Annotated in this window: 15 protein-coding genes; 7 read left to right on the top strand and 8 right to left on the bottom strand. The window is 60.4% G+C overall.

Annotated features, from left to right (window positions below; genetic code table 11):
- Positions 1-90 precede the first annotated feature (90 nt).
- The 3 genes from K7A42_RS24735 to K7A42_RS24725 all read left to right on the top strand — a co-directional run bounded on the left by K7A42_RS24735 (position 91) and on the right by K7A42_RS24725 (position 2,971).
- The gene (locus K7A42_RS24735) at positions 91-852 is read left to right on the top strand and encodes a class I SAM-dependent methyltransferase (RefSeq protein WP_004445660.1); all 762 of its coding nucleotides are present in this window, start codon (positions 91-93) and stop codon (positions 850-852) included.
- Between the two features lie 83 nt (positions 853-935).
- A complete protein-coding gene (gene hisC / locus K7A42_RS24730) occupies positions 936-2,042 on the top strand; it encodes a histidinol-phosphate transaminase (RefSeq protein ID WP_006697142.1) in 1,107 nt (368 codons plus the stop codon).
- Complete coding sequence (locus K7A42_RS24725; protein ID WP_034497228.1) at positions 2,042-2,971, top strand: prephenate/arogenate dehydrogenase family protein; 930 nt, start codon at positions 2,042-2,044, stop codon at positions 2,969-2,971. Before hisC ends, K7A42_RS24725 begins: the two co-directional genes overlap by 1 nt.
- A 124-nt stretch (positions 2,972-3,095) precedes the next feature.
- Here K7A42_RS24725 and K7A42_RS24720 read toward each other — a convergent pair whose 3' ends face one another.
- Positions 3,096-4,097 (bottom strand): DUF2125 domain-containing protein, encoded by a 1,002-nt coding sequence (locus tag K7A42_RS24720; RefSeq protein ID WP_004445657.1) that lies wholly within the window; start codon positions 4,095-4,097, stop codon positions 3,096-3,098.
- 49 nt (positions 4,098-4,146) lie between these two features.
- Between K7A42_RS24720 and K7A42_RS24715 the strand changes: the two genes are divergently transcribed.
- Entirely contained in the window at positions 4,147-4,698 is a 552-nt protein-coding gene (locus K7A42_RS24715) for a gamma-glutamylcyclotransferase (RefSeq protein ID WP_004445654.1), read from the top strand.
- On the opposite strand, the gene K7A42_RS24710 is transcribed toward K7A42_RS24715, so the two are convergent.
- The 4 genes from K7A42_RS24710 to ftsE form a co-directional block, all read right to left on the bottom strand.
- Complete coding sequence (locus K7A42_RS24710; RefSeq protein WP_282456071.1) at positions 4,671-5,468, bottom strand: lysophospholipid acyltransferase family protein; 798 nt, start codon at positions 5,466-5,468, stop codon at positions 4,671-4,673. The two genes, K7A42_RS24715 and K7A42_RS24710, sit on opposite strands and share 28 nt — an antisense overlap.
- A gap of 114 nt (positions 5,469-5,582) precedes the next feature.
- Positions 5,583-6,314: a YdcF family protein gene (locus K7A42_RS24705; RefSeq protein WP_035209126.1), complete on the bottom strand. Its 732-nt coding sequence runs from the start codon at positions 6,312-6,314 to the stop codon at positions 5,583-5,585.
- A 111-nt stretch (positions 6,315-6,425) separates the two neighbouring features.
- Positions 6,426-7,433: a cell division protein FtsX gene (locus tag K7A42_RS24700; protein WP_282456070.1), complete on the bottom strand. Its 1,008-nt coding sequence runs from the start codon at positions 7,431-7,433 to the stop codon at positions 6,426-6,428.
- Complete coding sequence (gene ftsE / locus K7A42_RS24695; RefSeq protein WP_004445648.1) at positions 7,426-8,085, bottom strand: cell division ATP-binding protein FtsE; 660 nt, start codon at positions 8,083-8,085, stop codon at positions 7,426-7,428. Before ftsE ends, K7A42_RS24700 begins: the two co-directional genes overlap by 8 nt.
- A 197-nt stretch (positions 8,086-8,282) precedes the next feature.
- On the opposite strand from ftsE, the gene K7A42_RS24690 reads away from it, so the two are divergent.
- From K7A42_RS24690 to K7A42_RS24680, 3 genes are all read left to right on the top strand, one after another.
- On the top strand, positions 8,283-8,954 hold the full coding sequence (locus K7A42_RS24690) for a DUF3426 domain-containing protein (RefSeq protein ID WP_135855560.1): 672 nt from the start codon (positions 8,283-8,285) through the stop codon (positions 8,952-8,954).
- 68 nt (positions 8,955-9,022) lie between these two features.
- Positions 9,023-9,565 (top strand): hypoxanthine phosphoribosyltransferase, encoded by a 543-nt coding sequence (hpt, locus tag K7A42_RS24685; RefSeq protein WP_004445644.1) that lies wholly within the window; start codon positions 9,023-9,025, stop codon positions 9,563-9,565.
- A 142-nt stretch (positions 9,566-9,707) separates the two neighbouring features.
- The gene (locus K7A42_RS24680; protein ID WP_004445642.1) at positions 9,708-10,067 is read left to right on the top strand and encodes a response regulator; all 360 of its coding nucleotides are present in this window, start codon (positions 9,708-9,710) and stop codon (positions 10,065-10,067) included.
- A 257-nt stretch (positions 10,068-10,324) separates the two neighbouring features.
- Here K7A42_RS24680 and K7A42_RS24675 read toward each other — a convergent pair whose 3' ends face one another.
- From K7A42_RS24675 to lptM, 3 genes are all read right to left on the bottom strand, one after another.
- Positions 10,325-13,021, bottom strand: a complete 2,697-nt coding sequence (locus K7A42_RS24675) for a TIGR02302 family protein (protein ID WP_282456069.1) — start codon at positions 13,019-13,021, stop codon at positions 10,325-10,327.
- Between the two features lie 166 nt (positions 13,022-13,187).
- Positions 13,188-14,456, bottom strand: a complete 1,269-nt coding sequence (lysA, locus tag K7A42_RS24670; protein ID WP_282456068.1) for a diaminopimelate decarboxylase — start codon at positions 14,454-14,456, stop codon at positions 13,188-13,190.
- A gap of 13 nt (positions 14,457-14,469) precedes the next feature.
- Positions 14,470-14,673 carry an LPS translocon maturation chaperone LptM gene (gene lptM / locus K7A42_RS24665; protein WP_072493217.1) on the bottom strand — a complete coding sequence of 68 codons (204 nt, stop codon included), beginning with the start codon at positions 14,671-14,673 and terminating at the stop codon, positions 14,470-14,472.
- Between the last annotated feature and the right edge of the window lie 81 nt (positions 14,674-14,754).

Raw genomic sequence — 14,754 nt, 5'->3', positions numbered from 1 at the left:
GGCGCATTCGCCTGCCTGACTTTCCCAACCGACTTCCAATGTAAGGGCAGACGCCTTGAAGTCCAACCGCCTGATGCTACATTCTCGCCCATGAATACCGATATCGTCGATCTGCGCGAATTCTATCATTCTCCGCTTGGCCGCTCTGCCGAGCAGGCGATCACCATGGCGCTTTCGACGCTGTGGCCCCCCTTGCCGGAAGAGCGGCTGGTGGGCCTCGGTTATGCCGTGCCGTTTCTGGACCGGTTCCGCCGCGATACGGAGCGCACCTTCGCCTTCATGCCGGCCGGGCAGGGGGCGGTGAACTGGCCGGCGGGAGAGCTTTCCTCCACCGCGCTGGTGTTCGATGAGGAATTGCCGCTGCCCGATTCGTCGATAGACCGGGTTCTCATGGTGCATGCGCTGGAATTTGCCGAAAATCCGCGGGAAAGCCTCAAGGAACTATGGCGGGTACTGGCGCCGGGCGGCCGCCTGGTCATCGTGGTGCCGAACCGCCGCGGCGTCTGGGCGCGCATGGAACACACGCCTTTCGGTTCCGGCCGGCCCTATTCGCGCGGGCAGCTGACGGCGCTGTTGCGCGAAACCAATTTCACGCCGGGCGCCACCGCCGAGGCGCTGTTCTTTCCGCCCACCACAAGCCGGCCGGTGCTGAAATTCCGCCGTTACCTCGAACATACCGGCCGTCGTCTCTGGCCGCTGTTTTCCGGCGTCATCGTGGTGGAAGCGCAAAAACGTCTCTATCAGGGATTGCCAGTGACCCAGCGCGCCTCGCGCCGGGTTTTCGTGCCCGTTCTCGCGCCACAGGGGGTGCCCACCACCCGCGCGGCCGCAAGCCAAGGAAAGCCGCGCTGACCCTCGACAAAGCGACCGTTCCGGTCTAATGCCTCCGGCATTGCTTTTGCCGGGTTCTCCGGCGCTTTCCAAAGGTCGATCAAATGAGTGCAGAGCTTAGCCAACCTGTTCCGCGTCCGGGTATTCTGGATATCGCCGCTTATGTTCCGGGCAAGGAGCATGTGGATGGCGTTGCGAAGGTTTATAAGCTCTCCTCCAATGAAACCCCGCTCGGGCCAAGCCCGAAAGCCATCGAGGCTTTCGGTGCGGCGGCCAGCCATCTGGAAATCTATCCGGACGGGCAGGCGATTGCGTTGCGGCAGGCCATTGCCGACGTGCATGGCCTTAACATCGCGAATATCCTGTGCGGCAACGGCTCGGACGAGCTTCTCGGCCTGCTTTGCCACGTCTATCTGGGTGCGGGCGATGAGGCGATCATCACCGAACACGGTTTCCTCGTCTACAAGATTCAGATCATGGGTGCGGGCGCGACACCGGTGACGGTGAAGGAAAAGGATTGCGCTGTCGATGTGGACGCGATCCTCGCCGCCGTGACGCCGAAGACCAAAATGGTGTTCATCGCCAATCCCGGCAATCCCACCGGCACCTATGTTCCGGTTGCGGAAATTCGCCGCCTGCAGGCCGCCCTGCCGAAACATGTTCTGCTGGTGCTGGATGCGGCCTATGCCGAATATGTGCGCAAGAACGACTATGAGGCCGGGCTGGAACTGGTTTCCGGCAACCGCAACGTGGTGATGACCCGGACCTTCTCGAAGGTCTATGGCCTTGCCGCCCTGCGCGTGGGCTGGATGTATGGTCCGGCCGCCATCGTCGACGCGCTGAACCGTGTGCGCGGGCCGTTCAACATGAGCGCGCCGGCCATCGCAGCGGGTGCCGCTGCCATCCGCGATCAGGCTTTCGTCGAAAAAGCCGTGGCGCACAACGCGGTGTGGATGGAAAAGCTGGTCACGACCTTTACCGGCCTCGGCCTCACCGTCACGCCGTCAGTCACCAACTTCATCCTCATCCATTTTCCGGATCAGGACGGCAAGCGGGCAACGGACGCTGACGAGTTCCTGAGCCGCCGCGGGTACATTCTGCGTGCGGTGCGCGGTTACGGTTTCCCCAATGCGCTCAGAATGACCATCGGTTCGGAAGAGGCCAATCTTGGCGTCATCGCTGCTCTCACCGAGTTCATGGGGCGGGCTTGATGGCTGAGATCATGTTTGAACGCATCGCGCTGATCGGCATCGGCCTGATCGGCTCGTCCATTGCCCGGGACATCAAGGAACTGGGGCTCGCCCGCCATGTGATTATTTCCACCCGCAGCGAAGATACACTGAAACGGGCGGAAGAACTGGCGCTTGGCACGGATTATACCGTCTCGGCGGCGGAAGCGGTGAAGGATGCCGATCTCGTCATCGTTTCCGTGCCTGTCGGCGCGTCTGAAAGCGTGGCGCGGCAGATCGCACCGCATCTGAAACCGGGCGCCATCGTTACCGATGTGGGTTCCACCAAGGCTTCGGTCATCGCACAGATGGCGCCGCATATGCCTGACAACGTGCATTTCATTCCCGGCCATCCGCTGGCAGGTACGGAAAAATCCGGCCCGGATGCCGGTTTTGCCGGCCTCTTCCGCGACCGCTGGTGCATCTTCACCCCGCTGCCGGGCACGGACGCGGCGGCGCTGGAAAAGCTGAAGGATTTCTGGCGGGCGCTCGGTTCGCGCGTGGATGAAATGGATGCCGAACACCACGACAAGGTTCTGGCCATTGTTTCGCATCTGCCGCATATCATCGCCTACAACATCGTCGGCACCGCGGATGATCTGGAGACGGTGACCGAATCGGAAGTCATCAAATATTCTGCCTCCGGTTTCCGCGACTTCACACGTCTGGCCGCCTCCGATCCTACCATGTGGCGCGACGTCTGCCTGCACAACAAGGACGCCATCCTTGAGATGCTGGCCCGGTTTTCCGAGGATCTCGCCTCCCTGCAAAGAGCGATTCGCTGGGGAGAGGGCGACAAACTGTTCGAGCTGTTCTCGCGCACCCGCGCTATTCGTCGCTCCATCGTGCAGGCAGGTCAGGACGTCGATGCGCCCGACTTCGGTCGTCACGCGCTGGATCAGAAGAAGTAGGGCGCCGCTGGCGACAGTCTTGGCCGGATTTGATCCGGCCATCAAACCGCTGGTAAAGTGTCAAAGCCTTGCTTTCGTCATCCTCGGGCTTGTCCCAAGGATGACGTCGATTACGGGCTAACCCTCAGATCGGCGGAATCTTGCCCAGCGGGATAAAGCCGCTGATCGTGGCGCGGCCGCGGTCCACTACGAGATCGACGGACGCCCTGTCACCGCCGCCGGCGAGTGCGCCGAGCAGCTTGCGCGCCGTGTCGATGGTGGATTGCAGCTGTGGAAACGCCTGCTTGGCATTGTCAGACCACGCGCCGAGCTTTTCGATCTCCAGCTTGAACTTGCCGGAGAGATAACCCTCGTTATCGAAGGAGAAGGGGCCGCTGATGCGCATGACACGGCCTTCGCCGATATCGGCGACCAGCCGGCGAAGCTCGCCGCTTGCGCCATAAAGGCCAGCTGTATCGCTGCCATCCACCATGCCCGCTTTGCCGGCGAGTGTGACATCGGCAATGGCGTTGAGGCGCGGAAGAATCTGCGGCCAGTCCTTGATGACGGTCGCGGAGTCCGTGAGCGTGATCGCGCCATCGAGATCGGCGCCGTTCTGGCGCAGGTGCATCTCCGTCTTGACGGCATCGAAGTCGATGGTCTGGCCGGTGACCGAGGAAACCGCCTGCGCCTTTAGCCCATCGATGATGAGTGAACTGCGGTCAATGCCCTTCAGCCTGGTGACGATGCTGGACTGCATGTTCTTCCATTCCGCCGAAATGGTCAGGCCGTGGGCCGAGCGGATTTCCGCAGGCGAATCGAGTTCCCAGACGATATGGCCGGGATTGTAGACCTGTGCCGCCGAGCGCAATTCGCCAAAGGAGGCGGAGACGCCGTTCTGGCTGTCATCCACCGTCACCTTCGCGCAGAAGAGGCCGATGCGAAAGGGATAACCCTTGAAGGCGATATCGCTGCATTCGCCGCTGACGCTGCGGGCCTGCGAGGGGGAAATCACGTTCAGGACAGTCTGCTTCAGCCTGTCGGCGGCGTAAAACCACCCGGCGGTATAAAGTCCGATAACCACGAGGATGGCGATGGCGAGCCAGAGGAATTTTTTGGCCGTGCCGGATTGGCTTGACGCTGCCATATTGATCTCCGATGAACAGACTTCAGGGAATTTTGATTTGGCTTGGGATATGGACGATTTTTGGGTCTTTGGCTACGGTTCGTTAATGTGGAACCCTGGCTTCGCCTTTGAGGAGAGGCAGCAGGCACGATTGCACGGTTATCGGCGCTCGCTCTGCATCAGCTCCAATTTTTACAGAGGCACGGAAGAAAAGCCCGGCCTCGTTCTCGGGCTGGAACGCGGTGGCTCATGTCTTGGCGTCGCTTTTCGCGTGCGGGGCAAGGATCATGATCCCGTCATGGCCTATCTGCGTGAGCGCGAACTGGTGACGAACGTTTACAAGGAGCGGGTGGTTTCGATCGCGCTTTCCGACGGCCGGCGCGGCAGCGCCGTGACCTATGTGGCCGATCCCGCGCATGAGCAATATATCGGCGGTCTCGGCGTTGCCGAATCGGCTGTCATCATCGCGGCTGCGGCCGGTCGCTCCGGTCCGAACACGGATTACGTCTTCAACACCGTGCAGCATCTGCAGGACATGGGCATACGCGATTCCTTGCTGGAGAGCATCGCTGCCAATGTCGGCGCGCTTGTCGCTCAGCCAGCCGTTGATTCCTTGCCCTGAAGTTCGGCAATCCGCTTCACCGCAGTCGGCGGCAAGGGCAAATGCGGATTGTTGCGCACGGTTTCCAGCAGCAATTCGTCGCTCGCCTTTTCCGTGACATCGATCAGGCGCTTGAAGAACACATCGGGGTCGAGCCCTGGTTCGATGGCGGTCAGGATACGCACCTTGAAATGGCCGGGATACCGCATGGTGGAACGGCGCGGCCAGAAGAGGCCCGGATGCATGGCGACGGGAATGACCGGAACCTGAAGGTCACGGTACAGCCTCGCGATGCCGTAACGATATTCAGGCTCGGCGCCCGGCGGCCGGCGTGTCCCTTCGGGATAGATGATGAGTTCGCGCCCCGCGGCCATTTCCTCTTTCGCGCGCTCCATCACCTTCAGCATCACCTTGCCGCGTGCGGCGCGGTTGACCGGGATCATCCTCTGTTTCATCGCGTACCAGCCGAACAGCGGGATCCACAAAAGTTCGCGCTTTAGAATGTAGACCGGATCGGGAAGGTTGGGCAGCAGCGCATAGGTGTCCCAGAAGGACTGGTGCTTCGGTGCGAAGATGCAGCCAGTCTCTGGAATGTTTTCCAGCCCTTCGATCTCGAAGGTGGTGCCGACGATGGTTTTCATCAGCCAGTGATTGGAGCGCGCCCAGTTCTTCGGGATTTCGTAGGCGATCTTGCGTGGCAGGATAAAATAGATCGGCGTCAGCACGATCATGCGGACAATCAGGTTGAGATAAAACAGCGTATTGAAAAGAAAAGAGCGCAGCTTGAGCATCAACAGCCTTCCCGGGACGCAGCCGGTTCGAAGTCTTTAGCGTTTCGATGCCGGATGCCGATGTCAGACGCCTACACGAAAACAAGGGGCGGCAGCAAGCGTGTTTCTGGATGCTTATGAGGAAGCTGCAGTGACTTTAGGTGCAGTGTGATCGGCAGTGGCCTTGCGCAGGCCATCGCCCTTGCCGAAGCCCGTCAGGTCACGTCCGGCCGCCGCCACGAATTTCAGATATTCATAAAGCATGGTTCTCACCACATCCGGTTCCACGAACCAGTTCGTGCGGGCAAGATCGGCGCTGATGACGGGATAGGCGATGAATTGTGTGTGTGGGCTGGCACTGCGCAATTCATGAAGGCTGCGATGCATGTGATAATTATTTGTGACGACCACGATGGAAGAGTAGTTGTGATCGCGTATCCAGCTCGCCGCCTCATTGGCGTTACCGATCGTATCTATCGCCTTGTAGCCCATGTCCACGCAGCAGGTGAACATGTCGGACGACCCTTGCGTCATCTTGCGTATCTGCGAGCGGGTTGTGGCCGGGTTGACGCCTGAAATCAAAAGCCGTTTTCCCACGCCGTCTCTCAGAAGGCCGACCGCCTGTTCGATGCGCTGATAACCGCCAGTGAGCACGATGATGGCATCGCCTCTGGCACCCTCGGGCGGGCGCATCGAGGCGACAGAATCCGCAAACCACAGGAAACCACCGGAAAATGCGCCGAGCGCGATGACGCAGAGCAGGATGAGGCCGCGGATAAAACGGCGCAATGGACCACGCCGCGCCAAAAGCCCCTTTCGGGCCGGTCGCGTCGCTGCCTGATCCTGGTCCGTCCGACTCACAAACATTCCTCCTGATTACTCGCCGATTAAGGCAAGGAACAGGCATTTTTGTCCACCGTCCGCAGGTTACATCCCGTTCGTGACGGTTTCAGTTTTTCCGCTAGATTCATCGTGTCATCACGATGCCAGGCCGTCGCTTTTCGACGGATCGGACCGGACACGATCGATATCGTCGATGGTGCGGATGACGGTGACGCGTGCGGTGATGGTGGTGAGAAGCGCGATGATGATCATCGTCATCGCAATGCCGAAATAACCGCCAAGGCCGACGGAAAAGGAGCCAAAAAGCGCGCTTGCCTGGTCGCTCTGGGGGGTGGCGACGGTGCTCGACTGCCAGAAACCGGCGACGAGGAACACGGCGGCCGCCAGCGCACTGCCCGCCGCCGCGCCCTTGAGGCTGATCTTCAGGAAGTGTTTCTGGAATTCCCGCGCCACGAAGCTGCTCTCCGCGCCGACAAAATGCAGCACCTCAACAATGTGCCGGTTGCCGGAAAGCGCGCCGCGGGTGGCAAATACGACGGTCAGTACCATGGCTGTGAACACGAGAACGAGGACGCCAACGCCGATCATGACAGTGGTTCTTGCCATGGAAACGAGCCGGTCGACCCAGGTGCGATGGTCGTCCAGAAATGCCTGTGGAATCTCGGCCTTCAGCATATCCCGCATCGCATGGAAATCGGGCGGATTGTTTTCATCGATGGTGATGACGACGAGACGCGGTATGGGAAGTTCGGAGAGATCGAGCCCGCTGCCGAGCCACGGCTCCAGCAGGCGTGATGTCGCCGCATCGTCAAGAATGGTGCCATCGCGGGTGCCGACGAAGGTGAGCGCCAGATTGCGCGCCTTGTTCAGCGCTGCATTCATGTCCAGCCCGTCCTCGGGTTTGATCTGGATGGTGATCTCACGGGAAATCTGGCTCTGCCACGTGGCGGCGGTGGCGCGCACCATGGAAACGGCGCCGAGCGTGAGGCAGGCGAGAAAAGCCATGATGGCGATGACCACCATCAGCGCATTGCCCTGAATGTTGGAGGGCGGCAGAATGGGTGCCATCGGGCGGATGCGCATGGGCGGACGCTTCGGCTGCGCCGCTTCCGGCTTCAACGGTTTGCGGGTGATCTCATTCATAGATGTCGAGCCGCCCTTCGGTCAGGATCATCCGGCGCGCATCGATCTGGTCCATCAGGCCGAAGTCATGGGTGGCGATAACGACGGCGGTGCCCAGCCGGTTGAGTTCCAGAAACAGGTTGAGAAGGCGCTTGGCCATCGGCGGATCGACATTGCCGGTCGGCTCGTCGGCCAGCAATATTTCCGGCTGGTCCATCAGCGCGCGGGCAATGGCGGCGCGCTGCTTCTCGCCGCCGGAAAGGATCGCCGGCAGCACGTTGACACGCTCGCCGAGCCCAACCCATTTCAGAAGCTCGATCACGTCGTTGCGATAGGCGCTTTCTTCCTTGCCACGCACGCGCAGCGGCAGGGCGACATTCTCATAGGTCGTCAGATGATCAAGCAGCCGGAAATCCTGAAACACGATGCCGACGCGTCGGCGCAACATCGGCAGCTCGCTGCGCGGAATGCGTGACACATCGCGATTGAACATGCGGATATTGCCGCGGGTCGGCTGCAGCGACATCAGTAGCAGGCGCAGGAGCGTTGTCTTGCCGGCACCCGAGGGGCCGGTCAGAAACTGGAACGACCCTTTGGGAATATCGAAGGTCATGTCCCTCAGGATTTCGGGTCCCATGCCGTAACGCAACCCGACATTTTCGAAATGGATCAACGGACTTCCAGTCTCTTCGTTTCGTGGTGGTTCGCAAGCCGCTGGGATGAAGCCGGAGGGCGCGGTCTACCCCGGTTCGGGACGCCCGGCGAGCGGTTTTTGCGAAGCATTAACCATTTAAATTTAAAACTTGGCAGGATTCGTTGCAATGCCCAGTTTTGCGGGCCGGAAAACCTCACCCAAGGAATTCTATGGCTATGTTCCGTTCATCTCGCCGGCAAGCGGCATTCGATTTTGACCTCCTGATGCCGGAGACGCCGCTGCGCCGCACGGCGCGGACGGCAAACCCGACAGTTGACGTGGTAGACGCGGAATTTGTCACCATCAAGGAAAACCGTCCGCGCCAGCCCGGAAACGACAATCGCGGCGCGAGGCCCCTGGACGGTGCAAAACCACCTGTCACCATCGGTGTGCTCGGCCTCGCCTTCATCGGCTGGCTGGATCGCAGATTATCCCTCCTTTCGGCGGACGCTTATTCCGCGCTGGTGGCGGGGCTCGCCATTCTTGTTTTTGTCTGTTCAGGCGGCCTCTCCGTGGTGGTGCCGGAAAAGACCGCTGTAGCAGCGTCGGTCAGCCCCCTCGCCATTTCCCATGTCACCGTGACGCCGCAGGAGGCGGGCGGTATGGATATCCTGCTCATCAATGGCATCGTGGAGAACAACGGCGGCAAGCTTGAAGAGGTGCCGGCCCTTCGCGCCGACCTTTTTGCCGCCAAGGGACAACTGGTGGCCAGCATGGTCATTGAACCGCCGGTTAAACAGATGCAGCCCGGTTTCAGCCACGGTTTTTCGGCAAAACTGCGCCATCCCGGTGGAAAAACGCCCGAGATCAAGCTTTCCTTCGTTGAGGCGGGTGCGTCCGGACGCTGACTGTGCTAACGCCTGTCTTCTATTTTTACTGAAAGGTAAAATCGGCAAGGCGCAGCACAGGAGTATGAATGCCCGTCGTCCGTGGAAAAAACATCGAGCCGCTTTATACCGCCGAGCAGATTGCAGAGCGCAATCGCGACATGGCCAAGCACATTGCCAGCGGCCCGACCAAGGATCTGCTCGTCATTGCCGTGCTCAAGGGATCGTTCATTTTCGCGGCCGACCTTATCCGCGCGCTGCATGACAGTGGTCTTGCCCCCGAAGTCGAATTCATTACGCTGTCGAGCTATGGCACCGGCACGGTCTCGCAGGGCGTGAGGATCGTCAAGGATATCGACAGCGACGTGAAAGACCGCGACGTCCTGCTGATTGACGACATTCTCGAATCCGGCCGCACGCTGCGCTTCGCCAAGGAACTTCTTTACGAACGTGGCGCTCGCAACGTCACCATCGCCGTGCTTCTCGACAAGAAAGTCAAGCGCAAGGAAGATCTGGAAGCCGATTATGTCGGTTTCGAATGTCCTGATTATTTCGTGGTGGGTTACGGCATGGATGTCGCTTATGCGTTCCGCGAGCTGCCCTTCGTCGGCGTTGTCACCGGCGACGCCTGAGCAGTTTTCCCGTGCCGGAACGGCACAGCGAAGAGACGCCTCATTAACCATTCACCCAGCCAAAGCCTGGGTGTTTACCTCTTGAAAAGAGGAGCCTGCGATGTTGCTCACGGCTGGAAATGATGCCCAGGAGCAATGAGTAATGGCGAAGATTCTGATTACCGAAGACGAGGATGCGCTGCGTTCTTTCGTGGCGCGGGCGCTCCGTCTCGACGGTCACGAGACCCATGAGGCGGCAGACGGCGAGCAGGGCCTGGAAAAGCTTCAGGAAACCAGTTTCGATCTTCTTCTTTCGGATATCCGCATGCCGGTCATGGATGGCATCGAGCTGGCGCACCGCGCCGCCGAAAGCTTCCCGGCCATGCGTATTTTGTTGATGACCGGTTACGCCGAGCAGCGCGAACGGGCGGATGATCTGGCGACGAAGATCGTGGACGTGGTTTCCAAACCTTTTGCGCTTCCGGATATTCGCAAGGCCGTGGCGCGGGCGCTTGCGGCCTGAGTGGCAAGGGCGCAGAGATTTAAAGGGCGGCCGTCGGGCCGCCTTTTTTGTTGGTCAGCCCCCTGGCTCAGCGCAGTTCCCTACCTCCGTCATTCCGGCCTTGAGCCGGAATCCAGCCAGCCCAAGTCCTTGGGCTGAAAGAACTCTTTCCGCCGCGCAGACGCGCGTCTGCTGGATGCCGGATCAAGTCCGGCATGACGGAAACTTTAGCTTCTGAAACAGGATGTAAAGAGGCGCACCATTACCTGTGCGAACCCTCACCTGATATCCAGCAACCGCTCGAGATAACGCCGTTCCACCTCACCCGGCGGATTGTTGCCGAGCTTTTCGCGGATGGCATCAAGAATCTCGCGGGCGCGTTGCACGTCTATTTCGTCAGGCACCTTCACCTGATCGCCAAAGTCAGGGCCGGTGGTGCTGCGCGGACGGCCGAGCGGGTCGCGGCCGTTCTGGCCGCCTTGACCGGCCATACCTTCCTGCCCCTGACCCGGCTGCTGGCCCTGCTGGCGCATGGCCTGCATGATCTGGCCCATCATGTCCTGTGCGCCCTGGCGCAGCGCATTCAGCGCATTGCCCTGGCCCTCGACGGCCTGTTCACCCTGGCTCTTGCCCAACGCCTCACCGGCGCCCTGCATTTCCTGCTGCGCCTTGCCGAAATTTTCGCCCGGCTCCATGCCGAGATCGCGAAGTCCCTGCTGCAATTCGCCGAGCTGCTTGCCGAGGGCATCCTGCTGGGCCCGCAGGTTTTTCAGCGCTTCGCGCAATTGCTCGGCGGTCATCTGGTCAGTCTGCTGCTGTCCGCCCTGTTGGCCATTCTCACCCTGTTGGCCTTGCTGGCCCTGAGGCTGTTGCTGGCCGTTTTCGCCCATCTGCTGGTCGTCGCTTTCGCCGCCCTGCTGCGGATCACCGCGCTGCATCCGGTCGCGCAATGCCTGATCCAGCTTGAAGGTTTCGTCCATCAGCTTCTGCTGCTGCTGCAGGATTTCGCCTAGCTTGTCGATCTGCTGGCGCATCTTGCTGCTCTGCTGCTGGCCTTGCTGCCCCTGACGCTGCGGTCGGCCGGCTTGCAGATTGTTCATCATGCGCTGCAATTGCGAGAGCATTTCCTGCGCGGCATCGCGATTGCCGGAACGGGCGAGATTCTCGATCTGGTTCATCATGTTTTCCAGATCGCGTTGGCGCAGCACGTTCTGTGCCTGTTGGTTCATGTTGGCTTGCGGCGCATTCTGCATGCGTTGCGCAAGCTCGCTCATGAACTGCTGCATCGCCTCGCGCAGCTCCTGCATGAGCTTGGCCACTTCTTCATCGGAGGCATTGCGCTGAAGCGCCTCGGAAAGGGCGGTCTGTGCATCGCGCAGGCGCCTTTCCGCCTGCGAAAGATCACCATCCTCGATGCCCAGTGCGATCTCCCAAAGGTAATCCGCCGTGTCCTTCAGCATTTCCTCATTATAGGCGAGCCGCATGCGGGTCTGCGCCGATTGCAGCAGGAGATAATGCGTCGTGTTGGGAATGGTCTCTTCCGGACGCATTCCAACCGCCTCGTTATAGGCGATCGCCTTTGGCATCTGGCGTGTGTCGAGCGAAAAAATCTGCCGCTGTTCGGCAATTGAAGCAGCCAGCGGTTCGGAGAAATTGCGGCCCGGCAGCACCATTTCATGCGGAGGGCTGCGGCCGGTCTGGCCTGCACCGTCAGTCGCCACCAGTGTAATACGCACGCGTTTCCCGGCCATCGGATGTTCGGTCAGGTTGCGGCTGGTCAGCCCCTTGATCTCGCGATTGTTCTGCCGCGGCAGATCGAGCTTGAATTCCGGCGACGGGTAAAGCGCTGTCGCGCCTTCGGCAACGCCGATAGGCTCAATAATTGCGTGAGCTTCCTTCAACCCGTAATCATCCTTGGCGGTGAAGCCGATTTCCAGCGCGCCGTTGACGGCGCGGCGCGGCATGTTGTCGAAGGCGATGCTGGGCGGCTGGTCCGGGATGACATTGAACAACCATTGCTCACCATTGGCGGTTATCATGCCGCTTTCGGTGACATCCATCGCGAAGGTGCGCGGTGCCAAGGGCTGATCCGCCAAAGGAGCCTGCGCCGGAACCGCGACATCACCGCTCGCGCTGTCGGCCCGGGTTGTCTCGGGAGCGAGCTTTTGCAGGGCGCCCGCCATTTCCGGTTCGAAGGTCACTTCTTCGCCGCCATCACCACCGGTCATGCGGATCGTCAGCCTGGAGGACTGCGGCACGGAAACCGCGTCGCGGTTGGTCGCGTCACGCCCAGTCAGGAAAATCGGTGCGCGGCCGGTATAAGAGGGCGGCGTAACCCAGGCATCCAGTCGAATATCGGGATTGAGCGGACCCACGGTCGGTTGGCTGCGGAAGGCATCGGCAATCGTGCCTGCGCCGTTGGAAAAGGAAAATCCGAAGGCAGCGGCCAGAAGAAGGGCGGGAACGGCGCGTAGGGCGAGACGGTCATAACGGGCGATATCGGGCTTCGGCAGACCGGCATTCAGTGCGGCGATACGCTCCGCCATGCGGATCTGGTGTTCCTTCCAGAGCGTTTTGGAAAAAGGCGTGTCGAAGGCCGGTTCGTCTTCCTGTACTCCAACAGGTTGGTGTGCAAGACCGTTGCGATCTTCGAGAAGGCGGGAAGCGTCGTTGTCAGTCGGCCATTTCAGCCGCGCGATCGGCAGGAGAGTGGCAATGAAGGCGAACACGAGCACGAAAACGACGCCGAGCCGCAGAAAATCCGGCATGTGCCGGTAAAGGCCGAACCAGGCAAGCACCAGAAACAGAGCGGCAATAGAGAGCGGCCATAGCGTTTTCGGGGCGATCTTCTCCGAAAGCAGAACGATTTTTGCGAAGAAACGCTTGGCGGCAACCCGGCGGGTAAGGTCCGGCCGCTGCACGAATGCGCCAGTGGAGCGCTTTCTGCCTGTCCTGTCCTCTCCGGCTGTGGTCATCAATCCGTTCTCCCGGTTCTGGCCACGTCAACGCCATTCCCGGAACGGCGAGTTCTCCATATCACAGAGGCAAGGATAACATTCTTTGTGGCGAAGACGAGGGCAGCCAAGCCCTCACCCCCATTTTTTAGGCAGCTTCGCTCAATTGTGATCGGCTGCAAGCGGATCAGTCGAGCCAGGCGGGCACGGAATCGAGGGCGATCAGCTCTTCATACGTACCGCGGGGGCGGATGACGTGGAATTTGTCACCCTTGACCAGCACTTCCGGCACCAGCAGGCGGGAATTATAGGTTCCTGCCTGCACCGCACCATAGGCGCCAGCGGAACTGACGGCGATGAGATCGCCCGGTTGCGGTGCGGCCATCTCACGGTCCAGCGCCAGATAATCGCCGGTTTCGCAGACCGGGCCGACGATATCGGCCTTGATGCGCGGCGTATCCTCTGCCGGTTGCACCACCGGGCGGATGCCGTGATAGGCCTCATACAGTGTCGGACGGATGAGGTCGTTCATCGCGCCGTCAACGATTACAAAGGTCTTTTCGCCGCCATCCTTCACATAGATGACTTCCGTTACCAGAATGCCGGCATTACCGACGATCAGACGGCCGGGCTCGGTGACGATCTTGCAGTCGAGGCTTTTCAACTCGTTCTTGACGATATGCGCATAGGCATCCGGCAGCGGCGGCGGATTGTTGTCGTCGCGGTAGGGAATGCCGAGGCCGCCGCCGATATCGACATGGCTGATGGTGTGGCCATCGGTTCGCAGGGCCTCGACGAGTTCGCGCAGCAGCCGGAAGGCGTCTTCGAAAGGCTGCAACTCGGTGATCTGGCTGCCGATATGCATGTCGATGCCGGTCACTTCGATGCCGGGCAGCGTTGAGGCACGGGCATAGACGGCGCGCGCCCGCTCATAGGAAATGCCGAACTTGTTTTCTTTCTTGCCGGTGGAAATCTTGGCGTGGGTGCGCGCATCCACATCAGGGTTGATGCGGAAGGAGACATGCGCCCGCTTGCCCGCCTTGATGGCGCGCAGATTGAGGACTTCCAGCTCCGGCTCGGATTCGATGTTGAAACAATAAATGCCCACATCCAGCGCATAATCTATTTCCGCAACCGTCTTGCCGACGCCGGAGAACATGATGCGGTTTGCCGGCACGCCAGCAGCCAGAGCGCGACGCAATTCACCGCCGGAGACGACGTCGATGCCGGCGCCGAGCTTTGCCAGCGTCTTCAGCACCGCCTGGTTGGAATTGGCCTTCATGGCATAACAGACCATGGCGTCCACATCCGCAAACGCACCTGAGAACACCTTGTAGTGGCGCTCCAGGGTTGCGGTCGAATAGACGTAGAAGGGCGTGCCGACCGCCTTGGCGATCTCGGGCATGGGCACGTTTTCGGCGTGCAGCACGCCGTCGATATAGCCAAAATGGTTCACGGCTTTTTACCCGTCAGAGAAGCTTGTCGAGAATGAAGGGCCGTTCCGCCGTTGCCGGCTTCGGCTCACTGCCATCGGCGGCGCGCTTGTTGCGCATTTCGACCGGCGTGCTCGGCGGATCGATGTCGCCCTTGCGCCCGCAGGCGGTGAGAGCGAGGCTTACGGCAAGCGTCATGCCGATGGGAACGATGAGTTTGCGCACGGATTTTGAAAGCATGGGCCTGTCCAAAGGAAATATGTGCATCTCTGATAACGAAAAACAGGGCGCTTGTGCACCCTGTTTCTTGTGATCGCAGCG

Source organism: Agrobacterium sp. InxBP2 (assembly GCF_026191755.1).
Taxonomy (GTDB): Bacteria; Pseudomonadota; Alphaproteobacteria; order Rhizobiales; family Rhizobiaceae; genus Agrobacterium; species Agrobacterium pusense.
This window is presented reverse-complemented; position numbering and strand designations above follow the sequence as displayed.